Here is a 24068-nt window from a genome sequence, read left to right as displayed (position 1 = left end):
CCAATTCTTCACAGGAACTGCAGATCGGACATTTGTACGCTCTGCAGTATCCGTAACTCAGGGCTCACTGCCCGCTTTCGCTGCGTCGCCCATGGATGGCCGCTCTAGTTCTCTTCGCAAAGATCAGGGGAAAGCTGCTCTGGCGTAGTTTGCGAAGCGTCGGCCAACGCCTGCTCAATCTTTGCGATCTACTCATTCTTTTGCCTACCAAAGTACCGCAGAGTCCGTCACTCCCAATTCGCAGGCAATCCTTGCAAGGGAGCTTCCCCGAACTCGAAGATCGGCGTTGCGGCGGTCACGTCTATCTAAATGCTGCTTTGTGGGCTGACGCATATTGGCACAATGGCGCGGCGCAATTGTTAGGACAATACAGAACGTCCGCGAGCCATTTGCCGATATTGCGACAATGTTGTGAAGGAGGAGTTCGGCCGGGGCCGTGTTGGGTTAATGATGAGACGAAAAAGTCAAATATCTCTGACGTTCTAAAAGCGGTTGGCGCAATCATAGCGCCGCGCCAAGCCGCCCCCGCTCCGTTGCGTGAACGCAGATTGGCCAAACAACGTGGCTGACCGGACCCACCGTCGTGATTACTTGCTCAGCCGCGCGCCAGAGAACCCGGCCGCGCGCACTGTCGACAGGGCCGCTTGCGCCGCCTCCCCGACAAAAGGCCCTGCCAGAACGACCTGCAGACTCTGACCATTGCGGTTGACCCGACCCAGACGCACCGGCAACCCCTTTTGGCGCAACCGTTGAGCCACGGCGTCGGCCTGACTTACATCGGCGAGGGTCGCCGCGCGCACATACCGCGTAGCCGGAGATGACTGAGGTTTGGCCATCGAAGCCGAGGCCGCGCGCGCTGATGTCGCATCGCCGGAAGGCGCCGACCGGGTCGACAGACGGGTGACCAGGGTCTCCTCATCGGTGCCCACGGACGTGCTCGCATCTCCTGCAAGCTGTCTCTGCGAAAGCTTCACAACCGGTCGATCGACCGGACGGCGAATGCCTTCGCGGGGGACGGTGCGCGTCCAGATCGCGCCGGTTTGCGGTCCGCGGTTCGGATTGTAGCGATCCTGATGGATCACCCGCACATATCCCGCAGGCACGCCATCGTTGGCCGCCGCGAGTACGCCGCCCAGCGACATCTCCGCCCGGCGCGGATTAAGACGGTCATCCTCCCATGCGCGGCGATACCCCTGCGGCACTACCAGCCCTCGGCTCAGGCTGCGCTCCTGATAGACATGCTTGGGAACAACGCGGGTGTTGGGATCCAGAACCGAGGACAGGCGGCTGCTGCCCCCCTGCGGCCCGCATCGCACGTTGCCCGTCTGGTTGATATATTGCTGGCTCAGGGCAGACGCGCCGGGACAGCGGCCAAAGCCCGGCGCCGAACTGGCCGTGGTTACGGTGCTGACGGGCGGACGATAGGCATCATCCAGTGGCTGTCGGCGCGGCAGCTTCGCCGTTGATGTGCCAACCCGAAGCGGTTTTGCCTGTCGCACGGCACTGCGCTGCGGCTTGGTGGTGGTGACGGTCTGCGGCGCGCGCGCTGCTGCAACCGGCTCTGTAGTTGCAGTTACGGCGCCTTCCAGATTATTCGCTCGCTGCCCCTCCGGCAGGGTGATCAGCTCCGGCACCGGAGCCGAAGTGGCTCTCGGCGAACTGGGGGCCGCAGCAAGCTCAGTGGGCTGGAAGCCGCAAAGCTGTTTGCGGCTGCGGGTTACCCTCGGCACCCAGGTGACATTGCCGTCGATCCCCGCCCGAATGAAAACACAGCCGCGACTGTCGATATATTGCTTGCCTGCAAAGGAGGCGGGCGGAAATTCTGCCGGCGGTTCGGTGGGGCGGATCGACTGCGCCTCTGCTGTGCCGAAGCAGGCCGCCGCGATCAAAGCACTTGCAATAATTCTAGTAAGCGTCATCCGAGAGCCCCACAACATATGGCCGCAGGATGCCCGAAAAGCGAATCTGAGTAAAGCAGGGTTTCCCCGATTTAACGAAAGATCCCAGAGACATCGCGACCCTTACCCTCCCCGCACCCGGGTGTGTCACCCGACGGACATGGAAAAGGCGCCTGTTGCCAGACGCCCTTGCCTTGATGGCCGTGCCTTGTGTCCATGCCGCCCCAAGAACTGCACGCGGACCGCAGGCTTATTTGGTGCCGAACATCCGATCACCCGCATCGCCGAGCCCGGGCAGGATATACCCCTTCTCGTTCAGCTGCCGGTCCAACGAGGCCGTCACGATCGGCACATCCGGATGCTTCTCCTTCATCAGCTCCACCCCCTCGGGCGAGGCCAGCAGGCAGAGGAAACGGATGTCATTTGCTCCGGCCTCTTTCAGCAGGTCGATGGCCGCGGCCGAACTGTTGCCGGTTGCCAGCATCGGATCTACCGCAATGACCAACCGATCCTTCAGCCCCTCGGGTGCCTTGAAGTAATATTGCACTGGCTGCAGGGTTTCCTCATCCCGGTAGAGACCGACAAAGCCTACCCGTGCCGAGGGGATCAGTTCCAGCACGCCGTCCAGCATCCCGTTGCCCGCCCGCAGGATCGAAACCAGCGCCAGTTTCTTACCCGCAAGGATGGGTGCCTCCATTTCCTCCATCGGAGTGTCGATGGTGGTGGTGGTCAGCGGCATCTCGCGGGTGATCTCATAGGCCAACAGCTGGGTAATCTCGCGCAGCAGGCGGCGGAAACCGGCGGTAGAGGTGCCCTTGTCGCGCATCAGGGTGAGCTTGTGCTGCACCAGCGGGTGGTCGACAACGGTCAGATGATCGGACATTGGGCGCTCCTTTCAGGAAAATTCAATCTCTCTTAGTGCCTGCACTGTGGGACAGGCAAGGCGGATTTGTCGGCTATTGTCTCCAACCGCTGCAAATTCGGGCGCCGTTCAGCGCGCAGACGCTGCCGAGGACGCCATCTCATCCGCCCGCTTCAATCAGGTCAGCACCGACCGGCCCGGCCCCTGAGCAGGGATTTTCAGATGGTCCGCCACGGTCGCTGCCACGTCCGCGAATGCCAGATTGCCCAGCGGTCCGGCCCCCGCGCCGGCCATCAGCACCGGCACCTGTTCACGGGTGTGATCGGTGCCGGGCCAGCTCGGATCGTTGCCATGATCGGCCGTCAGGATCAGCAGGTCGCCATCCCGCAGATGCGGCAGCAGCTTGCCGATCTCTTGGTCAAACCATTCCAGCGCCCGCGCATAGCCCGAGATATCGCGACGATGCCCGTAGAGGCTGTCAAACTCGACAAAATTGGCAAAGGTCAGGCTGCCGTCCTCGGCCTCAGCCACAGCCGCCTGCAAATGCCGCATCAGCCTCGCGTCATCGCCTTTCTTCAGCGTATCAATCCCCTGCATCGAGAAAATATCACCAATTTTGCCGATGGCGTGCACTGGTCGACCGGCATCCTGCACCCAATTGGTCAGGATCGGTTCAGGCGGCATGATGGCGTAGTCACGCCGGTTTGTGGTGCGCTGAAATCCGGTCTCGGGCGTGCCGACAAAGGGTCGCGCAATCACCCGCCCCACCTTCATCGCGTGCAGATAGGGGGCCACCGCCTCGCAGAGCGCCAACAACCGGCCAAGACCAAAGCTCTCCTCATGGGCGGCAATCTGGAAGACACTATCGGCAGAGGTATAACAGATTGGCTGCCCCGACTGCATATGCGCGGCGCCATGTTCGGCAATGATCGCAGTACCCGAGGCATGGCAATTGCCAAGTAGAGCCTTGGTTCCGGCCGCCGCGCAGACATGGGCCACCAGATCATCCGGGAACGCGGGTGTCTGATCCGGGAAATAGCACCAATCCCAAGGCACCGGCAGGCCCGCCAGTTCCCAATGACCAGAGGGGGTATCCTTGCCCCGGCTGATCTCGCGGGCGACACCCCAGCGCCCGATAATCTCCGCCCCACCCAGATCAGGGCAAGGCACCGCCGAGGCCTGCGCCACGGCAGCCCCCAATCCGAGGCGGTCCAGATTTGGCACCTGCAGCGGACCGCTGCGCCCCTCCTCTGCGCGGCCCGCAGCGCAGGCCTGGGCGATATGGGCCAGCGTATTTGCGCCAATGTCCGGCAGATCACCATTGAAATACTGACCAGCATCTGGCGCACCACCGATACCGACGGAATCCATCACCACCAGAAACGCACGCGCCATTACGAAACCCTCGTGTAGATCAGCGGCAGCGGCTCCGGCGCGCTGTCAGACAGCTGATAGGCTGCGCGCAGACTGGCCTCGGCTGCATCAGCGGCGTCTTCATCAGCGGCATGGATCACACCAATCAGATCGCCGACTGAAAGCGTGCATCCAAGCGGCGCCAGCTCCGCCAGTCCGACGGAGGGGTCGACCACGTCGCTTTCGATCATCCGCCCGCCGCCCAGCCGCACGACCGCAAGGCCGAGCGCCTCGCCATTGATGGCGTGAACATGGCCCGCCCGATCTGCGGTGATGGGGCGTACCACCGGAGCCGTCGGCAGAATTGTCTGCCAGTGGTCTGCGAAATCGGTCGGGCCGCCCATCGCGGCGACCATTCGGGCAAAACGTTCGGCAACCGCCCCGCTGGCAATGGCCTTGCGGATCATATCCGCCCCGGCATCGCTCTGCGCCGCCAATCCGCCATGTGCCAACAAGACACCTCCCAGCTCCGCTGTCAGCTCCGCCAAGGCGCCCGCCTGACCGCAGATACCGGTCAGCACCCGCATGACCTCCGCCACCTCCAACGCGTTGCCCAGCGCGGGCGCCAAAGGCTGGTTCATATCAGTGATCAGCGCCGACGTCCTGCAACCGGCCGCATTCGCCGTCTCAGTGAGACTGCGGGCCAGCGCCTCGGCCTCCTCCAGCGTTTTCATAAAGGCACCGGAGCCGATTTTCACATCCAGAACCAGCGCATCGGTGCTGGCCGCCAGTTTCTTTGACAGGATCGAGGCGGTGATCAGGTCCAGACTATCCACCGTGGCGGTGACATCACGGATCGCATATAGCCGCTTGTCTGCCGGGGCGATCTCTGCGGTCGCCCCGACGATGGCGCAGCCTACGCTTTGCATCATGCTGCGCAGCCCCTGTTCGGACACTTGGGTGCTGACGCCCTGAATGGCTTCCATCTTGTCGAGCGTCCCGCCGGTATGGCCCAGACCCCGACCGGAGATCATCGGCACATAGGCACCGCATTCCGCCAGCGCGGGTGCCAGCAGCAGCGACACGCAATCGCCGACCCCACCGGTAGAGTGTTTGTCCAGCACCGGCCCATCCAGATCCCAGCGCAGCACGTCACCGCTATCACGCATTGCCAGCGTCAAGGCCCGCCGCGCATCGACGCCAAGCCCCTGCAGACAAACCGCCATGGCAAACGCACCCGCCTGCGCATCCGAGACAGCCCCATTGGCCAATCCTTCGGCAAACCAGCGCAGGTCTTCATCGCCGGGTGTCTCTCCCCGGCGCAGGCTGGCGATGATCGCGCGTGCGTCCATGGCTCAGCTCCGTTCCATATGGTCCGCGCCAAAGGCACCGGGCAGCAGATCGCCAATCGTGGTTTCGCGCTCCAGCCCATCTGTGGTGGCAAGCGTCACCTTCACCTCGGGCGCGCCAAACTCCGCCAGCTTCTGACGGCAGCCGCCGCAGGGCGGGATTGGCGCCGGGCAATCGGCAATCACATATGCCGCCTCAAGCTTTGTCTCGCCTGCGGCAACCATTGCGGCGATGGCACCGGCTTCTGCGCAGGTGCCTTCTGGGTAGGCGACGTTTTCCACATTGCAGCCAACATAGACCGTCCCGGATGCTGCCCGGATCGCCGCACCGACCTTGAAGTTGGAATAAGGCGCGTGTGCGTTTTCACGAACGGCGGTGGCAGCATCTTTGAGGCTCATGGCGATTCCCTGATTTTTTTGATCAACTGGTCAGAATTTGAGACGATAGCTGAATTTGCCGAAGGAGCGAAAGCCCCCTCGACCAAGCTGAACCACAATATCACATCCTCCGGCCAATACCGCTATTGCCTGATGATCCACCCAGGATCTGCGGTCAGACCGTTGGCTCTGCCAAGCTGGTGTTGAACACACCCGGAAGCGTCACCTCCAGCAGTTCCACATCATCCGACGGCGCGCTGAGGCGGGTTTTCATCCCCGGCGGAATGACGAAGGCATCGCCCTGTTCCAATTGATAAGGCTCGCGGCCCTCGCCCTCCAGCGTGACTGTGCCGTTCATGACAAATGTGAAATGGATATCGGTGTCATGCGCGGCCCACTGCGGCGCGCCTTCTCCGCGGCGCACCACCTGTACGCCTGCGACGCCCTTGGTATTCTCGGCAATCGTCGTGTCGCGGCAGATGTAGCCCGGCAGGCGGAACGGCATCCATTCGGCGCCTTCTGCCTTGTTGTAAACAAACCGCTGACCCTGCCATTCCCGTTCGGGGCGGTAGTGCGGCGTCGGCAGGGTCATCTCGTGGTCGATCTCGGTCACATGCTCGGCCGGGACGCCGATCTCGATCACCTGCACATTGTCGCTGGCCTCCAGCACCCGGTGGCGGATCTCCGGCGGCTGGATGAAGCAATCACCGGCGGTCAGCCGCATCTTGTCTCCCTGATCCTCATAGACGACATCAACCCAGCCGTGGATACAGAAGATCAGCTGAAAGCCCACCTTGTGGAAATGCACCATATCCGGCACCGGGCCGCCGTCGGGAATGCGGATGTGGCTGGCGATGATCGAGCCGCCCAGCCGGTCCGGCACCAGGTCGCGGTAGTGCATACCCGCGCGCCCAATGATCCATGGCGCCTGATCCTTCAGCCGCCGCACCACAAAACTATGCACTGTTTCGGGCATCACCAGTGGTGGGTTGCGCTCTTCAATCTCAATCTGGGTGCCATTGGGAGCGGTCAGCCTGCGGGCACCACCGGCAAACCCATCGGGATCATCAGTCAGGATGCGAATGGTGCCGGGTGATTCAGCGGCGCCGCGCTCGATCCGCAGCCGCAGTCCATGGCCCGAAAACACCCCGATAGCCGGATCATCTGCCGGATAGATCGAGTCCAGCTTCATCCCGAGGGTTTTGGTGTAAAACGGGATGTCGTCCCGAAGCTCCTGCGTCGGCAGCCGCAGCTCCGCAATCGTATCCGCCATTCTTCGCTCCCTTTTGGTCTTTTGCCACACAGTGAGACCAAGCGCGCTCGGGCGCAAGCTCTTGCGAAAGCCCCCAAACACCCAACGAGAATAGTCTGTTTCCCTGACGTCAAAAGTCATTTAATGCTAAACTATAGTCTCTGGAGCGCCTGATGACCAAAAATCCAAAGTCCGACACCCAAACCCTGCGCGATGCCGCGCTGCACTATCACGCCTATCCCAACCCCGGTAAGCTGGAGATCCGCGCAACCAAGCCGATGGCCAATGGCCGCGATCTGGCGCGGGCTTATTCGCCGGGCGTGGCAGAGGCCTGCATCGAAATCAAATCCGATCCTGCGGACGCGGCGAAATACACGTCGCGCGGCAATCTGGTCGCGGTTGTGACCAATGGGACAGCGGTCCTTGGCCTTGGAAACATCGGCGCGCTGGCGTCAAAACCGGTGATGGAAGGCAAGGCCGTCCTGTTCAAGAAATTCGCCAGCATCGACTGTTTCGATATCGAAGTAAACGAAAGCGATCCGGAGAAGCTGGCCGAGATCGTCTGCGCGCTGGAGCCGACCTTTGGGGCGATCAATCTTGAGGATATCAAGGCCCCCGACTGCTTTATCGTGGAAAAGATTTGCCGCGAGCGGATGAATATCCCGGTCTTCCACGATGACCAGCACGGCACCGCAATCGTCGTGGGCGCAGCCGCCAAAAACGCACTGCACGTCGCGGGTAAGACATTCGAAGACATCAAGATTGTCTCCACCGGTGGTGGCGCGGCGGGGATTGCCTGCCTCAATATGCTGGTGAAACTGGGCGTGAAGCGTGAGAATATCTGGCTCTGCGACCTGCACGGGCTGGTCTATGAAGGCCGCACCGAGGATATGAACCCGCATAAGTCCGCCTTTGCACAGAAAACCGACCTGCGCACGCTGGATCAGGTGATCGAGGGCGCGGACCTCTTCCTCGGCCTGTCCGGCCCGAATGTCCTGAAACCGGAGATGGTGGCAAAGATGACGGATCGTCCGATCATTTTTGCCCTGGCCAACCCCAACCCCGAGATCCTGCCGGATGTGGCGCGCAGCGTCTCCCCCAACGCCATCATCGCCACCGGCCGCAGCGACTTTCCCAATCAGGTCAATAACGTCCTCTGCTTCCCCTTCATCTTCCGTGGGGCGCTGGATGTGGGCGCGACAGAGATCAACGACGCCATGCAGATCGCCTGTGTCGAGGGTATCGCCGAAATGGCCCGGATGACCACCTCGGCCGAGGCGGCAGCCGCCTATCAGGGCGAACAGCTGACCTTTGGCGCCGACTACCTCATCCCTAAGCCGTTTGACCCGCGTCTGGTCGGTGTGGTGTCCTCCGCCGTGGCCAAGGCCGCCATGGACAGCGGTGTCGCCCAGCGTCCGATTGATGATCTTGTCGCCTACCGCGCGAAATTGAACCAGACCGTATTCAAATCCGCCCTGCTGATGAAACCCGTCTTTGAGGCGGCAAAGGCTGCATCGCGCCGCATCGTTTTCACCGAGGGCGAAGATGAGCGGGTGTTGCGCACGGCTCAGGGCATCCTTGAAGAGACCACCGAAACGCCGATCCTGATCGGTCGGCCCGAGGTGATCGAAACCCGCTGTGAACGGCTGGGCCTGCGCATCCGCCCCGGCACCGACGTCCAGATCGTGAACCCGGAGAACGATCCGCGTTACTACGACTACTGGACCAGCTACCACCGCGTGATGCAGCGCGAAGGCGTGACCCCGGATCTGGCCAAGGCGATCATGCGCACCAACACCACGGCCATCGGCGCAATCATGGTCCACCGGGGCGAGGCCGACAGCATGATCTGCGGCACCTTTGGCGAATATCGCTGGCATATGAACTACGTGAACCAGGTGCTTGGCGGTGGCAGCTATGAGCCCCATGGGGCGCTGTCACTGATGATCCTTGAGGACGGGCCGCTGTTCATCGGTGATACCCATGTGCGGATCGAACCAACCCCGGAACAGATTGCGCAAACGGTTCTGGGCGCCGCGCGCCACGTACGCCGCTTTGGCCTGGAGCCAAAGATCGCCCTGTGTTCGCAATCGCAGTTTGGCAATACCAGCTGCGATTCCGGCGCACGGCTGCGCGCCGCCATCGAGATCCTCGACCGGACGCCCCGCGATTTCATCTACGAAGGCGAGATGAATATCGATACCGCGCTGGATCCTGAGCTGCGGAGCCGGATCTTCCCGAATTCGCGACTGGAGGGCGAGGCCAATGTGCTGATCTTTGCCCATGCCGATGCCGCCAGCGGTGTGCGCAACATCCTCAAGATGCGGGCCGGCGGGCTGGAGGTCGGGCCGATCCTGATGGGCATGGGCAATCGCGCGCATATCGTCTCCCCCTCGATCACCGCCCGCGGGCTGCTGAACATGGCGGCAATCGCCGGAACGCCCGTCGCCCACTACAGCTGACGGCTGGCTGCGGGGCGCGGAACCCGCAGCGCCACAAACAGAGCAGGCACGTGGCCTCGAATCAGAGTGCCTGCCCCACCCTCCCTCAGACGACCGGCTTCTGAGGCTTGCGCAGAGACTTTGCAAACTGCGCTTCATCTTGCTGTAAATTCCGCGAACGCACCCTGTTTGCAAAACTTTGCAACGCCACACCGGCAAAAAATGCAAATTTCTTGCGCCAATCTGACGCGACGTCGCCCAGCACGCTTGCCCGGTGGCGATCCATGCGCCTAACTCACCTCCAAGGATGAGTGAGGAGGAACCGCATGTCGTATTCAGAGGTCTATGAGGGCTGGAGGTCCAATCCGGAACAATTCTGGATGGAAGCCGCAGCGTCGATCAGCTGGGATCGCGCGCCGAGCAAGGCCCTGACCGACAAGGGCGATGGGCTCTACGAATGGTTTGCCGATGCCAAGGTGAACACCTGCTACAACGCTGTCGACCGTCATGTCGAAGCAGGCCGGGGAGAGCAGACGGCGATCATCTACGACAGCCCCATCACCCAGACGAAGCGCGAAATCTCCTATGTTGAGCTGCGCAACCGTGTCGCCACCCTGGCCGGGGCGCTGCGGGCCAAGGGCGTGGAAAAAGGCGACCGCGTCATCATCTACATGCCGATGATCCCCGAGGCGCTGGAGGCGATGCTGGCCTGCGCCCGCATTGGCGCGGTGCATTCAGTGGTGTTCGGCGGCTTTGCCGCCAACGAGCTGGCGGTACGGATCGACGATGCCAAGCCCAAGGCGATCATCGCCGCCTCCTGCGGGTTGGAGCCGGGGCGGACGGTCCATTACAAACCACTTCTGGACGGCGCCATCGACCTGGCCACCCACAAACCCGACTTCTGCGTTATTTTCCAGCGCGAGCAGGAAGTGGCCGAGCTGATCGAAGGCCGCGACGTGAACTGGCACGGTTTCCAATACGGTGTGGAACCTGCCGAATGTGTGCCGGTTGAGGGCAACCACCCTTCCTATATTCTCTATACTTCCGGCACCACTGGCCAGCCCAAGGGGGTGATCCGCCACACCGCAGGCCAGCTGGTGGCACTCAATTGGACCATGAAGAACATCTATAACGTCGATCCCGGCGACGTGTTCTGGGCCGCCTCGGATGTGGGCTGGGTCGTGGGCCACAGCTATATCTGCTACGGGCCGCTTATTCACGGCAACACCACAATCGTGTTCGAGGGCAAGCCCGTCGGCACGCCCGATGCGGGCACCTTCTGGCGGGTGATTTCCGAGCATAAGGTCAAGAGCTTCTTCACCGCGCCGACTGCTTTCAGGGCAGTCAAACGCGAGGACCCGAAGGGCGAGTTCGTCAAGAAATACGACCTCAGCTGCCTCAAACAGGTCTATCTGGCCGGCGAGCGTGCGGACCCCGACACCATCACCTGGGCGCAGGAGCAGCTGAAGGTGCCGGTGATCGACCACTGGTGGCAGACAGAGACCGGCTGGTCGATTGCCGCGAACCCGCTGGGGATCGAGGAGCTGCCGGTCAAGCTCGGCTCCCCTGCCGTGCCGATGCCGGGCTATGAAGTCGATATTCTGGACGAAGGCGGCAACCCGGTGGCGCCGGGCGAGCTGGGCGCAATTGCGGTGAAACTGCCGCTGCCGCCGGGCACGCTGCCGACGCTCTGGAATGCTGAGGACCGCTTCAAGAAAAGCTACCTCACCACCTTCCCCGGCTACTATGAGACCGGCGATGCCGGGATGAAGGACGAGGACGGCTATCTCTACATCATGGCGCGCACGGATGACGTGATCAACGTGGCGGGCCACCGCCTGTCCACCGGCGGCATGGAGGAAGTGCTGGCAGGCCACCCGGATGTCGCTGAATGCGCGGTAATTGGCGTCGCCGACAGCCTCAAGGGGCAGATGCCATTGGGTTTCCTCTGCCTCAATGCTGGCTGCAACACGCCCCATGAGGAGGTAGTCGCGCAGGTGGTGAAACTGGTGCGCGAGAAGATCGGCCCGGTGGCGGCGTTCAAACTGGCCTGCGTCGTGGACCGCCTGCCCAAGACCCGCTCCGGCAAGATCCTGCGCGGCACGATGGTGAACATCGCCGACGGCACGCCGTGGAAGATGCCCGCGACCATCGATGACCCGGCCATTCTGGACGAGATCACCACAGCGCTGCAAACTCTCGGATACGCGAAGTAAGACGCGCGCAGGCTTCTGACAAACGCAGGCTTCGCCACCCGGCGGAGCCTGTCTTTGTATGATGTGCCGCGCGGTTTTCCTTGCAACTCGGTCGTGCCCGCCTACCCTGCCGGGAAGGAGGCATGTATATGACACACATCGACATCTGGCGCCTGAGCGCAACGGAACTGGCACAGCACACCCAAGCGGGAGATCTGACCGCCGAAGCCGCCGTTGACGCCTCCATCAACCGCATGGCAGCGGTCAATCCCGATCTGAATGCCGTTGTCGAGGATCTGAGCAGTGACGCCTTGGAGCGGGCCAGAGCGCTGGACAAGGCGCGCAATGCGGGTGCCACGCCCGGTCCACTGCACGGTGTGCCGGTCACCATCAAGATCAACGTCGATCAGAAGGGCCACGCCACCTCCAACGGTGTGACCGCGCTGAAGGACCTGATCGCGCCGGATGATGCGCCGGTGGTGAAGAACCTCCAGGATGCAGGGGCCGTCGTGATTGGCCGCACCAACACGCCTGAGTTCTCCTTTCGCGCCGACACTGACAACCCGCTCTTTGGGCGCACGCATAATCCCTGGGGGCGCCATATCTCGCCTGGCGGCTCCTCCGGCGGGGCCGGTTCGGCGGTGATGGCCGGGATCGGCGCGCTGGCCCATGGCAATGACATCGGCGGCTCCTTACGTTTTCCCGCCGCTGCCAATGGCGCGGTAACCGTCAAACCCGGCCTTGGCCGCGTGCCTGCCTGGAACCCCAGCCAAAGCGCAGAGCGTGGAATACTGGCGCAGAATATGTCCGTACAGGGGCTGATCACCCGCACGGCACGGGATCTGCATCTGTCGATGCCCAGCCTTATTGCGCCCGATCCTCGCGATCCCTTCCACGTGCCGATGCCCTGGCACGGTCAGGCCACCGAAGGCCCAATCCGCGTCGCCTTTTCCAAGGAGACCTACGGCTACGAACTCCACCCGCAGGTGGAGGCCGCCTTGGATGACGCGCGCGCAGCCCTGCTGGATGCAGGCTATATCGTCGAGGAAACCCTGCTCCCCGATGTCTTCGATGCCGGGCGCACAGGGTACCGCGCGTTGATGGGCGAGGTCTATGCCCTGATGAAAGACGATGTTGACGCAGCCGGGTCGCAAACGGTGCGGGATATCTTTGCAGTCTATTTTGAGGAATTCCCGCCCTTTGCCGGCGTCGAGCTGTTGCAGATGATGGCCAAACGCACGCAATACGCGCGTGACTGGTCGCTCTTCATGCAGCGCTACCCATTGGTATTGACCCCGTTCCTGCCGCAGCCATTTTTCAAACCCGACCGCGACACCGAAGGGGCGGCAGGCGTGCATGAGGTGCTGGGCTGTGCTGTCTATTCCTATGCGATGAACTTCCTCGGCCTGCCTGCGGCCTCGGTTCCCAGCCGCCTTGCCAAATTGCCCTCAGGATCGCAGCCGATCAATGTGCAGATCGCAGCATCGCGCTGGCGCGAGGACATGGCAGTGGACGCCTGTATCGCCATTGAGGATCGGATCGGGCGCATGTGTGACAGACTGTGGGAGCAGCTCTAACCCGGCTGGCAGATGGTCGGATACATACTATGGGTGCGCGAAAAGAACCGCGGGAAACCAACACGCTCGCGGATAAGGAAACCCGGGACTCGGCTCACACCGACCCCCGGATTTTCCGATACCACCGGATACTCGTTCACAAACATCACACGAAGGTTGCGGGACCATCGCCCCGGCGTTTCCCGCCTTCGCGGATCCAAACGCGTACGGATCAATACCCGCACAGTCCGGCTGAAGCAAAATCTTAGCTGCTTAAAATATAGGGGCCGATGGCCATCCCGGTAGATCCTGCGCCTCTCTTCTTGAGAGCGCTATGCCCTTTGGCTGTCACCGCTGGCATCGGCCTTGTCTAGAGTTCGACTATCGCACAAAAACGCGATCCTTGCGATCACAAACACGTGATCCACCCCGGGCAATGGCCATCTACCTTAGGTGAATTGCTCCGAAATCAACCGTTCCTCCAGCCCATGGCCGGGGTCGAACAGGATCTTGTGGCGGATCCTGGTCTGGGTTGCGATCTCAACCTGAACAACATTGGCAAAAGAAACGGAATCCGCGGCCGCAATCACGGGCCGTTTCTCAGGTTCCAGCACATCAAACCGCACTGTTGCATTGCTGGGCAGCAAGGCACCGCGCCAGCGGCGCGGACGAAAGGCGGCGATTGCGGTCAATGCCAGCACATCCGAACCGATGGGCAAAATGGGACCATGCGCCGAATAATTATAGGCCGTCGACCCCGCTGGCGTTGATACAAGCGCCCCGTCACAGACCAGTTCCGCCATACGCTGACGATCATCAACAGAGATCTTCAGCTTGGCTGCCTGCGGACCGGCCCGCAGCAATGAAACCTCATTGATAGCCAGAGCCCGATGCGTCTGCCCTTCTGCATCCAGTGCGACCATGGACAGCGGGTTAATAATCTCTTCCTCGGCTGCCATCAGCCGCGCGATCAGGTCAACGACGCCATATTCATTCATCAAAAAGCCGATAGTACCTCGGTTCATGCCATAGACCGGCGCCGACAGATCAATCGTGTCGTGCAGCGTGTCGAGCATGAAGCCATCGCCGCCAAGCGCAACGATCACATCCGCCTCTTCCTTGGGCACGTTTCCGTAGCGTGCGACCATCTCGGCTTGAGCTGACTGCGCCACCGGAGCCCGGCTGGCCAGAAAGGCGATTCTCATTGTCATCAAATCTGTTTCCGGTGTTACGCAATTCGTTCCGAAACAATCACAGCTTTCCCAAGATTGCCAGTCTTGCCGCTCTCAGCGGGGATTTCGTCGCATTCCGGGCTTTCGGGGCCTAGGTGTTTCCGATAGGAAATCTCTCGAATACTACGCCAACTGATGGAGTGTCATCATGACCGAGACCACCTCCCGCGACCCCGGTTTTTTTACCCAATCCCTCGCAGAGCGCGACCCGGAGCTGTTCGGCTCGATCACGGATGAGCTCGGCCGTCAGCGCGACGAGATTGAGTTGATTGCATCGGAGAACATCGTTTCCGCCGCCGTGATGGAGGCTCAGGGCTCCGTTCTGACCAACAAATACGCCGAAGGCTACCCGGGGCGTCGCTACTATGGTGGCTGCCAATATGTTGATGTTGCAGAAAATCTTGCCATCGACCGCGCAAAACAGCTGTTCAACTGCGAATTTGCAAACGTTCAGCCCAACTCCGGTTCGCAGGCCAACCAGGGTGTGTTCCAGGCGTTGATCCAGCCCGGCGACACCATCCTGGGGATGGACCTCGCCTCTGGTGGCCACCTCACTCACGGTGCGCGTCCCAACCAGTCCGGCAAATGGTTCAACGCCATCCACTACGGTGTGCGTGAAGACAACAACCTGATCGACTATGATCAGGTCGAAGCGCTGGCGCTGGAGCATCAGCCCAAGCTGATCATCGCAGGTGGTTCCGCCATTCCGCGGGTCATCGACTTTGCCCGCTTCCGCGAGATCGCGGACAAGGTTGGCGCCTATCTGCACGTCGACATGGCGCATTTCGCCGGTCTGGTTGCGGCGGGTGAACACCCCTCGCCCTTCCCCCATGCCCATGTTGCGACCACCACCACGCATAAGACCCTGCGCGGTCCGCGCGGTGGCATGATCCTGACCAATGACGCCGATATCGCCAAGAAAGTGAACTCCGCGATCTTCCCCGGCATCCAGGGTGGCCCGCTGATGCATGTGATCGCCGCCAAGGCCGTCGCATTCGGTGAAGCACTGCGCCCCGAGTTCAAAGACTACCAGAAGCAGGTGCGGGCCAATGCCGTCGCGCTGGCCGATCAGCTGATCAAGGGCGGTCTGGACATCGTCACTGGCGGCACCGACACCCATGTGATGCTGGTCGACCTGCGCCCGAAAGGCGTGACCGGCAATATCGTGGACAAGGCTCTGGGCCGCGCCCATATCACCACCAACAAGAACGGCATTCCGTTTGACCCGGAGAAGCCGACCGTGACCTCCGGTATCCGTCTCGGTACCCCGGCAGGCACCACCCGTGGTTTTGGTGAAGCCGAGTTCCGCGAGATTGCCGATCTTATCATCGAGGTGGTCGACGGCCTGGCAGCCAATGGTGAAGATGGCAACGCCGCTGTTGAGGCATCGGTACGCGAGAAAGTGGCCGCCCTCTGCGCCCGCTTCCCGCTCTACCCGAACCACTGATCCGTTCGCGGAAACAAACAACAACCGCCGCGAGCCCATGGCGCGCGGCGGTTTTCTATTCATGATCTCTGCCCACTGGGATCAGAGCGATTTGGTCTCTGCCAGAGCCTCCTCCAGCATCTTCTCATTACGCGCCTCTTCGATACGGCGGATGCGATCCTCGCTGGACCGGATATCAAAACGGTATTTCACAACATTGATCAGGCTCAGCGTCAGAAGCATGATCCCCATGCCCCAGAACCCTTTGGTCGCAAGCGGCACATCGGTCGACAGCCAGAGCGAAATGCCCAGCATTCCGTAAGCCACGGCCACACCGGCCACGTTGAGAGTGATGATCAGGTTGTTGTCATTGCGTGCGTTTGTCATTGGGTTTCTCCCGGTTGGTCATAGGTGGTGTTGAGGTCATTCAGATATCGGGCGCATCGGCCCTATACGTTTTGTGTCAGGCTTTTGCGTGCAGCCGTGCCAGCACATCGGCAGCAGTACTGCGGGTCGGCTTCCCAAACCCTGCATCAGCCAGATCGTCGGCCACCGAGCCATGGCTCAGCCCGGTTTCGATGTCTTTGAGGATCGCACTCTGTTCAAAGGGGTCTTCGGCAGACATCACCCGATTGATCAGGGCTTCGGCCTCTCCCAGCGTGTCACCGGAACCGGCGCTGCGGGCCATGCCGCCATGCGCATGTTGCGCCTTGCGGGTGGCGCGGGCCGCGATGGCGCCCTGTTTCAGATCCATGAGGCGACGATGGCTGGCCTCGACCGACTGGCGCAATTGCAGGCTGCGCTGCTCCAGCATATCGACGGTACGGCGGCGCATGGCCTGCTCATTCTCCAGTTCGGCAATCGCGGCGGCAGCTGTCTGGGCCAGATCCTCCCGCCCCTCTGTCAGCGCTGCCTGCGCCCGCTCCAACAGATCCGCAATCCGCAGCGTCACCGTATCCAGCTGCCGGGTTTCCATACGGGACTTCTGGATCAACCCGGCCAGAACCTGCTTCGCACGGGTCAGATCTGCTTCGCTGGTGCGGATCTTCTGGTCGATCAGGTCAATCGCATAGGTGTCGCTCAACCGTTCCTCGGCACGGGCATCAATGCCTCGGATCAGGGTCTTAATCGTTGCAAACATCACATCCTCCAAATCTGAACATCGTTCATAAATCTGGTATAGAAAAATCCTGAACGTTGTTCAAGGATTATTTTGAACAACGTTCAGGAAATCATGCAAGTCGCGATAATACCTCGGAAATCATCCGCTCGATCTTGGCGATCGGAACCCCGGAGATCCGGTTCTCCAGCCCCAGAAGCACGATTCCATGCACCGCCGAGAACAGCGCCCGCACCATGAGCGCCAGATCCTCAGGCGCCTTATCAGGAAAAATCTCGGCAACAGGCGCGGCAATATTGGCAAATAGTTTCTCCAGCGCCGCCCTGTACCAGTCGGGCACCTCGGCCTCCTCCGCCCGAACATCGAACAAGGCCCGCCAGAGCCGCGTGTTTTCAGCCGCAAACCCCAGATAGGCGTGGCTCATCAGGATCAGCCGGTCCGTTGGCGCCTGCGTCTGCGCGCCAACCAGCGATCGCTGCACCGCCTGCCCCAGCGCCTGAAAAGTCCGCCCGTTTACAGCCATCACGATGGCATTCATGTCGTCGAAAGCGTTGTAGATGGCCCCAACTGCACAGCCTGCATCGGTCGCCAGATCACGTGCCCGCAGCGCCCCTGCCCCGTCGCGGCGAATGCGGATCTCTGCCGCCGCCACCAGCTTTTCGCGCAACTCTTGCTTGCGGATTTCGGCCTTGCTCGCCATCTGCTCTGCCCCTCAATCTTGAACCACGTTCAAGTTATCGCCTCAGACAGGCAAACAAAAGAGCAATCAGACAAAACCCCGCCAGCGCAGCACCACCACCAGCAGCACCGCAACAACGATCAGTGAAAATGCCATCGTCGCAACGATGTCCAGTATCCGCCCCCGTCGCCGATCGGCCAGATCAATGGATTTCAGATGTTTGCTCACCTCGCGCGCCGCGCGTTGCAGCGGTTCGTGATCCACCGTCAGCGCCAGTTTCGGATGCGCCAGAAGATGCTGTGCCTCTGCCAGTCGCAGCCCCTGCTGGTAAATCCGTCGGGGCAGCCGTCGCCGCGCCCGGTTCAACGCCGCAGAGAGATCCCCGCCCGCCTGTTCACGGTCCTTCAGCAGATCCTGAACCTGTTCGATCTCTTTCAGAAGTGTCTCTGCCATGGGCTGCCCGAAGTATGAGGAGTTTCGCGCACCTTAGCCGGGCCGGGTCCGACGCTCAATGGCTGGGCGGCTCTGGTCAGGATTGGGGCAATCCCCCGCGCAAAGGGACTGGCGACCGCCGTGATCGGGCGCTATCACGGGGACATGCTGAACACCATCCGCCATGGCGCCCCGACTGATAAACCCACCTTGATGATCGTGCATGGGCTCTATGGATCCGCCCGCAACTGGGGCGCGATTGCCAAGCGGCTCTGCGATGATCGCGAGGTCATCGCCGTCGATATGCGCAACCACGGCAACAGCCCTTGGACGGAGAGCCACAGCTATCTCGATCTGGCCGACGACCTTGCCAAGGTCATCGAGCAGCACGGCGGTCCGGTCGATATGATCGGCCACTCCATGGGCGGCAAGGCGGCGATGACACTCGCGCTCAATCATCCTGGCGCGTTGCGCCGACTGTTAGTCGCCGACATCGCTCCGGTCGCCTATGGCCATAGCCAAATCCAGTTCATCCACGCCATGCGTCAGGTCGATCTGTCACGGGTTGAGCGGCGCTCCGATGCGGAGGCCCAGCTGGCAGAACTGGGGGTTGAAAAAGCATTGCAGAGCTTCTTCACTCAGTCGCTTGACCTGCCCAACAAACGCTGGCGGCTGAACCTGGACACGCTGGAGCGTGATATGCCCAAGATCATGGATTTTCCCGAAACCGAGGCGCAATGGGACGGCACCACGCTGTTTCTTTCCGGCGCTGCATCCGACTATGTCCTCGCCGAGCACCGCCCTCTGATCAAAGCCCGTTTCAGCCAGTCGCATTTCGCCAAGCTGCCGGACTGCGGCCATTGGCTTCATGCAGAAAACCCGCGCGCATTTGTTGCCACAGCCCGCGGATTCTTTGACGCCTGAGCTAGGATAACTCGCCAGACCCACCAGGAGTCATCCCTGATACAGGCGACGCGCCACGAGAAAGGACACCGGCAGGCCAGCAACAGCGCCGATGGCTGCCGCCATAAGGATTGCAGCCACCGATACGTGACCGGCGACCAGCACCGCGATCACCGCAGCTCCGGCAAGGCTGCTGCCGATCAGGGAATAGAGAATGGACGCTAGGCGGATCATGTCGATCACTCCGGTCATGGTTTGCAGATGTCATTTAGTACTGCCCCCTTAGACCATCGCGACCGCTCCATGGTCTTTGATCCTGATCAGGTTCTTCATGACGGTTTTGCCGATAGGGAGTCATCTGTTTCGATGCCGCCCGAAGCGATCATCAGACCGGGCGCGCCTGATCAGGATCTAGCGCGTATCCGAAACGGACAACCGCCGCACCTGCTCTCGCGGTACGACGGTGGCCTGCCGGGGGCAATTGGTACAGACGTGCCCCCAGATATTATGGCTTGTGACGCAGCAGCTGGTCGGACCGGCTCAAGCCCGGGTCTGCCGCATCTATGTCAGCTCTAGCCGGTAGCCCGTGCACCATAGCCGCCAGCGCCACCATTTGCGAAGGAAACGATGTTTTGCCCGCCCGAACCGGTCTTGAAGATGGAGATCTGGCGGGTCAGCTCATTGGCGTCATTGGACAGGGTCTGGCTGGCAGCCGTTGCCTCCTCAACCATCGCCGCATTGTGCTGGGTCACCTGATCCAGCTGGCTGACGCCCGTGTTGATTTCCACCAGCGTGACAGATTGCTCAGCGGCGCCAGTTGCGATCTGGCTGACATGGCCCGAAATCGTGCTGACGCTGCCGATGATCTTTTGCAACTCTTCCCCGGCCCGGCTCACCAGCTTCACGCCATTGCCAACATATTGCGAGCTTTCGGTGATCAATTGCTTGATCTCGCCCGCCGCATCAGAGGACCGCTGCGCCAGCGCCCGCACTTCGGAGGCCACAACGGCAAACCCGCGCCCTGCCTCGCCAGCTCGCGCAGCTTCAACGCCTGCGTTCAGTGCAAGCAGGTTGGTCTGAAACGCAATGTCGTCAATGACCGAGATGATCTGGGAGATCTTGCCGGACGATTCCTCGATCTGCGACATGGCAGTGACCGCACTATTCACAACCTCACCGCTTTCTTCTGCGGTGACGCGGGCGTTGCTGACAATTTCCTCGACCTCGCGGGCGCCATCAGCGGCCGAGCGGACGGTCGAGGTCAGCTCTTCAATCGCCGCTGCCGTTTCTTCCAGGGTTGCCGCCTGGGTTTCGGTGCGATGCGACAATTCGCTGGAGGACTGGCTGATTTCAGAGGCGGTGCTACCAACGGCCTCGGCCACGGCTTTCACCGTTTCGACCGCACCCATCAAGGTGTCCTGCGCCTTGTTGAATGCATCACAAAGCACCCGCATATCCGGTAGATCACTTGCTGGTACACGGTAGCTGAGGTCGCCTTCGCTCAGCGCTTCTAGCGCTTTGGAGATATCCTCAATACAGTTCTGCCGCGCGGTGATATCGGAGGCCAGCTTGATCACGCGGATCGTCTTGCCGTCACTGTCCAGAACCGGCGCGTAGGTGGCCTGGATCCAGATCGTCTTGCCCGATTTGGCAACACGCGGAAACTGATCCGTAAACGCCTTGCCAGCCGCAAGATCCCGCCAGAACTCCGCATAGGCCTCGCTGCGGGCATAGTCTGCGTCCACGAACATCGAATGATGCTTGCCTTGGATTTCCTCAATAGGATAGCCGATCGCGCCAAGGAAGTTGGCATTGGCTTCGATGATAGTCCCATCAGGTTCAAAGTGGATCACCGCCTGTGTCCTGTCGATCATCTCCATGACCGACTGCTGCATCGTCGACTCTGCCGACTTTTTCTTTGTGTCTCTCTTGAAAAACATCGTTACCCTCGGCCAAACATTGAAAGTTCACTATAAATTCAATACCCAAGAGACATTGCTCAAACATTAACCCGGGAGGGCGACACCAGCACGATCGAAAGCCGATGGCCAGAGAACCCGAGGCATGATTTTGCGCAATAATCCCAGACACTTAAAATACGCCTGCAATTGAAGAATACGGCCGATTTGAACGCTATGAGAAACTGATTTTCTGAGCCTTCAACTCAAGGTGGTTGGATTTCTGACGAACGGCCAGTCGGAAATCAACGCCATTTGATATTAATCAAGGATAACCTCGCAGAACGACCCTATGCAGAGCACCTTTCGCGCGACCTGAATTCACAAAAATCGCCTAAAGCGGAAAAGACTGGGCATTGTTAATACTGGTTGAACAGTTTTGCGACAGAAATGACCCTAGATTGCAGTAAACGATAACTACTGGTGTAGCCTTCATGAGTTTTCGGCCCAAAGCATGGATCCAGGCACTGAACAATCGGACCTATCTTCCGACCCTGGTCGCCTTTGTGGTGATCGTGGCGGCCGGGCTGTCTGCCGAGTCCCAGAATGACACCATCTATGAACAAAAGCTGCGTGCGGATGTTCAATACGAGGCGGGGCTGATCCGCGCCCGGATCGAGGGTAACCTGTCAGCCGATATCCAGCTGGTTCGCGGGCTGCAGGCGGTCCTCTCGACCGAACCCAAAATGACCCAGCGACGATTTGCCGAGCTGGCGTCACAACTGATTGCTGATCAAGCCAGTTTGCGCAACATCGCCGCGGCGCCGGATCTGGTGATCCGTCTGATGTATCCGATTGCGGGCAACGAGGCTGCAATCGGCCTGGACTACCGCAAGAATGAAGCACAGCGTGCTGCGGCGCTCCGCGCACGCGACAGCGGCGACCTTGTCCTTGCCGGACCGGTCAACCTGATGCAGGGCGGTCGCGGTATGATCGCCCGCTTTCCGATCTTCGCGGGTCCGCAAGCAACCAGATCATTCTGGGGCATTCTCTCGGCGGTGATTGATGTCGATGCAATCTATACCCAAGGGGGGCTCAACGACCCGGATCTGATGATCGAGGTGGCGCTGGTCGGCAAAGACGGCAGGGGCGCCGAAGGCGAGCAGTTCTACGGTGACGCGAGCATATTGAGGGACAATCCTGTCCTGATGGATATTGTTCTGCCCGTAGGCACCTGGCAGTTGGCCGCCCGACCCAAAGGTGGCTGGCCCCCCCATGCAGACAACCAGTGGCAACTGCGGTTCACCGTTCTGCTGGCTGGCGCCTTCATTCTGTTTCCAACCGCGCTCGCCGGTCGCCTGTCCGCAGCGCGGCGTTCGGTTATCCAGACGCTCAAACGGCGCGAACGTGATCTGGAGGCGCTCTCGCGCCGTCTCGAAATGGCTGTTGAAACCTCAAAAATCGGCATCTGGGAAATAGACGAGACTTCTGACAACGCCCTCTGGGACCGCCGGATGCGTGAACTCTACGGCGACCCTGCCGAATCCGGTGAAGTGCCTTTGTCGCTCTGGCGATCATTTCTGCACGCCAAGGATCGCGATCGCGTTATTAGCGGCTTCCAGGAGGCGCTACGCAATGGCAACAACCACTCGGTCGATTTCTGCATCGAGCTGAAAGATGGCACTCATAAGAATATCCGGGCCATGGGCTGTTCGTTCCGTGATCGACGGGGGCGCAACCGGATGATCGGTGTCGAATGGGATGTCACCCGCGATGTTGAGTTGAACAACGAGTTGAAGCGCGCGAACCAGCAGCTGACCCATCGCAACGCCCAGCTCACCCAGGCCAAACAATCCGCCGAAAAGGCCGATCAGGCAAAAACCGAATTCCTCGCCAATATGAGCCACGAGATCCGCACGCCGATGAATGGGATCATCGGCATGTCCGACATCCTCGCTGAGAGCCCGCTGTCGGAGGAACAGGAGCAATGTGTCGAAACCATTCGGGATTCCTCAGTCGCGCTGTTGAAAATCATCAACGACATCCTGGATCTGTCCCGGCTCGAGGCCGGAAAGATGGAAATCAGCACGGTCGATTTCAACCTGCGCAAATGCGTCGACGGCGCCGTCGATGTGCTCAGGCCGAAGCTGCGCGAAAAGGGGCTATCCTTTACCCAGAGCTTTGCCCATGACCTGCCCGAACAGGTCCATGGCGATGACGGTCGGCTGCGCCAGATCCTGGTCAACCTGCTGAGCAATGCGGTGAAATTCACCCACGATGGCAGTGTCGCCCTGCACGTCAGTCGCGGAGCAAAGGATCCCTATCATCTTTTTATCGACGTGGTGGACACCGGCATTGGCATCTCAGAAGATCAGGCCAAACACGTATTTGAGCGGTTTTCGCAGGCCGATGCCGCCACCACACGCCACTATGGCGGAACCGGTCTGGGGCTGACCATCTCCAATATTCTCGCACAGCGCATGGGCGGCGGTATCAGCCTGCAATCCAGCGCCGGCAACGGCGCCTGCTTCCGCTTGGAAATCCGCCTTTCAGCTGCCCGCACGGCCCCCATCGCCCCGACCCAGATCAGCCGGGAAACCTCCCAGCCGCAGCTTGGTCCGGGGGTATTGCTGCTGGCTGATGACAACCGCACCAACCGCCTGCTGATCCTGAAATTCCTGGCCGACACGCCGCTGAAGGTGATCGAAGCCGAAAATGGACGCGAAGCGGTAGATATGTGCCGCGACCATCAACCCGCCATCATCCTGATGGATATGTCGATGCCCGAGGTCGATGGCCTGACTGCAACCCGCCAGATCCGCGCCAGCGACATGGCCCAGCCCGCGATCATCGCATTGACGGCCAATGCGTTTGACAGCGATCGCCGCGCCTGCCTGGATGCCGGGATGGACCGTTTTCTGCAAAAACCGATCCGCAAGCCGCTGCTGCTGGAAACCATCGCCGCCGTGCAAGCCGAACGCGCGGCACCGCAGGATCAGACCAAGGACGGCACCAACTCCTGACGCCAGCCTCGGCTTGCGCCCTCATCCAACCACTCCGCAACCCCACGGCCGACGCCCTCCTGCGGCCTTGG

20 protein-coding genes are annotated in these 24068 nt (G+C 60.9%); 6 read left to right on the top strand and 14 right to left on the bottom strand.

Features of this window, described 5'->3' with window-relative positions:
- Positions 1-587: 587 nt before the first annotated feature.
- From VXL81_RS06820 to VXL81_RS06795, 6 genes are all read right to left on the bottom strand, one after another.
- The gene (locus tag VXL81_RS06820; protein ID WP_416553462.1) at positions 588-1919 is read right to left on the bottom strand and encodes an SPOR domain-containing protein; all 1332 of its coding nucleotides are present in this window, start codon (positions 1917-1919) and stop codon (positions 588-590) included.
- 229 nt (positions 1920-2148) lie between these two features.
- Complete coding sequence (gene upp, locus VXL81_RS06815; RefSeq protein WP_014874324.1) at positions 2149-2781, bottom strand: uracil phosphoribosyltransferase; 633 nt, start codon at positions 2779-2781, stop codon at positions 2149-2151.
- A gap of 156 nt (positions 2782-2937) precedes the next feature.
- A complete protein-coding gene (locus VXL81_RS06810; RefSeq protein WP_416553460.1) occupies positions 2938-4155 on the bottom strand; it encodes a phosphopentomutase in 1218 nt (405 codons plus the stop codon).
- Positions 4155-5465, bottom strand: a complete 1311-nt coding sequence (locus VXL81_RS06805) for a thymidine phosphorylase (protein ID WP_416553458.1) — start codon at positions 5463-5465, stop codon at positions 4155-4157. The genes VXL81_RS06810 and VXL81_RS06805 overlap by 1 nt, the downstream gene beginning before the upstream one ends.
- 3 nt (positions 5466-5468) lie before the next feature.
- Positions 5469-5861, bottom strand: coding sequence for a cytidine deaminase (locus VXL81_RS06800; protein WP_340545259.1), 393 nt, complete (start codon positions 5859-5861; stop codon positions 5469-5471).
- A 154-nt stretch (positions 5862-6015) separates the two neighbouring features.
- Positions 6016-7113, bottom strand: a complete 1098-nt coding sequence (locus tag VXL81_RS06795; protein WP_416536257.1) for a cupin domain-containing protein — start codon at positions 7111-7113, stop codon at positions 6016-6018.
- 152 nt (positions 7114-7265) lie between these two features.
- Between VXL81_RS06795 and VXL81_RS06790 the strand changes: the two genes are divergently transcribed.
- Positions 7266-9554, top strand: coding sequence for an NADP-dependent malic enzyme (locus VXL81_RS06790; RefSeq protein ID WP_416553456.1), 2289 nt, complete (start codon positions 7266-7268; stop codon positions 9552-9554).
- Positions 9555-9639: 85 nt separating this feature from the next.
- On the opposite strand, the gene VXL81_RS06785 is transcribed toward VXL81_RS06790, so the two are convergent.
- Positions 9640-9819 carry a hypothetical protein gene (locus VXL81_RS06785; RefSeq protein ID WP_340545256.1) on the bottom strand — a complete coding sequence of 60 codons (180 nt, stop codon included), beginning with the start codon at positions 9817-9819 and terminating at the stop codon, positions 9640-9642.
- A 40-nt stretch (positions 9820-9859) separates the two neighbouring features.
- On the opposite strand from VXL81_RS06785, the gene prpE reads away from it, so the two are divergent.
- On the top strand, positions 9860-11749 hold the full coding sequence (gene prpE, locus VXL81_RS06780; protein WP_416553454.1) for a propionate-CoA ligase PrpE: 1890 nt from the start codon (positions 9860-9862) through the stop codon (positions 11747-11749).
- Between the two features lie 128 nt (positions 11750-11877).
- Positions 11878-13305: an amidase family protein gene (locus VXL81_RS06775; protein ID WP_416553452.1), complete on the top strand. Its 1428-nt coding sequence runs from the start codon at positions 11878-11880 to the stop codon at positions 13303-13305.
- 428 nt (positions 13306-13733) lie between these two features.
- On the opposite strand, the gene VXL81_RS06770 is transcribed toward VXL81_RS06775, so the two are convergent.
- Positions 13734-14495, bottom strand: a complete 762-nt coding sequence (locus tag VXL81_RS06770) for an NAD kinase (RefSeq protein ID WP_340545253.1) — start codon at positions 14493-14495, stop codon at positions 13734-13736.
- A gap of 169 nt (positions 14496-14664) precedes the next feature.
- On the opposite strand from VXL81_RS06770, the gene glyA reads away from it, so the two are divergent.
- On the top strand, positions 14665-15963 hold the full coding sequence (gene glyA, locus VXL81_RS06765; RefSeq protein WP_340545252.1) for a serine hydroxymethyltransferase: 1299 nt from the start codon (positions 14665-14667) through the stop codon (positions 15961-15963).
- 81 nt (positions 15964-16044) lie between these two features.
- Here glyA and VXL81_RS06760 read toward each other — a convergent pair whose 3' ends face one another.
- The 4 genes from VXL81_RS06760 to VXL81_RS06745 all read right to left on the bottom strand — a co-directional run bounded on the left by VXL81_RS06760 (position 16045) and on the right by VXL81_RS06745 (position 18194).
- On the bottom strand, positions 16045-16329 hold the full coding sequence (locus tag VXL81_RS06760) for a hypothetical protein (RefSeq protein WP_416537364.1): 285 nt from the start codon (positions 16327-16329) through the stop codon (positions 16045-16047).
- A 76-nt stretch (positions 16330-16405) separates the two neighbouring features.
- Positions 16406-17083, bottom strand: coding sequence for a PspA/IM30 family protein (locus VXL81_RS06755; protein ID WP_416553450.1), 678 nt, complete (start codon positions 17081-17083; stop codon positions 16406-16408).
- Positions 17084-17174: 91 nt separating this feature from the next.
- Complete coding sequence (locus tag VXL81_RS06750) at positions 17175-17762, bottom strand: TetR/AcrR family transcriptional regulator (RefSeq protein ID WP_416537362.1); 588 nt, start codon at positions 17760-17762, stop codon at positions 17175-17177.
- Positions 17763-17828: 66 nt separating this feature from the next.
- Positions 17829-18194, bottom strand: coding sequence for a hypothetical protein (locus VXL81_RS06745; protein ID WP_416553448.1), 366 nt, complete (start codon positions 18192-18194; stop codon positions 17829-17831).
- A gap of 144 nt (positions 18195-18338) precedes the next feature.
- Here VXL81_RS06745 and VXL81_RS06740 point away from each other — a divergent pair, with 144 nt between their 5' ends.
- Complete coding sequence (locus VXL81_RS06740) at positions 18339-19097, top strand: alpha/beta fold hydrolase (protein WP_416553532.1); 759 nt, start codon at positions 18339-18341, stop codon at positions 19095-19097.
- A gap of 30 nt (positions 19098-19127) precedes the next feature.
- On the opposite strand, the gene VXL81_RS06735 is transcribed toward VXL81_RS06740, so the two are convergent.
- Positions 19128-19310 (bottom strand): hypothetical protein, encoded by a 183-nt coding sequence (locus VXL81_RS06735; RefSeq protein ID WP_416553530.1) that lies wholly within the window; start codon positions 19308-19310, stop codon positions 19128-19130.
- A 338-nt stretch (positions 19311-19648) separates the two neighbouring features.
- Positions 19649-21016, bottom strand: a complete 1368-nt coding sequence (locus VXL81_RS06730; protein ID WP_416553446.1) for a methyl-accepting chemotaxis protein — start codon at positions 21014-21016, stop codon at positions 19649-19651.
- Between the two features lie 452 nt (positions 21017-21468).
- Between VXL81_RS06730 and VXL81_RS06725 the strand changes: the two genes are divergently transcribed.
- On the top strand, positions 21469-23997 hold the full coding sequence (locus VXL81_RS06725) for an ATP-binding protein (protein WP_416553444.1): 2529 nt from the start codon (positions 21469-21471) through the stop codon (positions 23995-23997).
- Positions 23998-24068: the final 71 nt, after the last annotated feature.

The sequence above is a fragment of the Phaeobacter sp. JH204B genome (assembly GCF_048055755.1).
Classification (GTDB): domain Bacteria; phylum Pseudomonadota; class Alphaproteobacteria; order Rhodobacterales; family Rhodobacteraceae; genus Phaeobacter; species Phaeobacter bryozoorum.
Note: the sequence above shows the minus strand (reverse complement) of the source record. Positions and strands in the feature narration are given on the sequence as shown.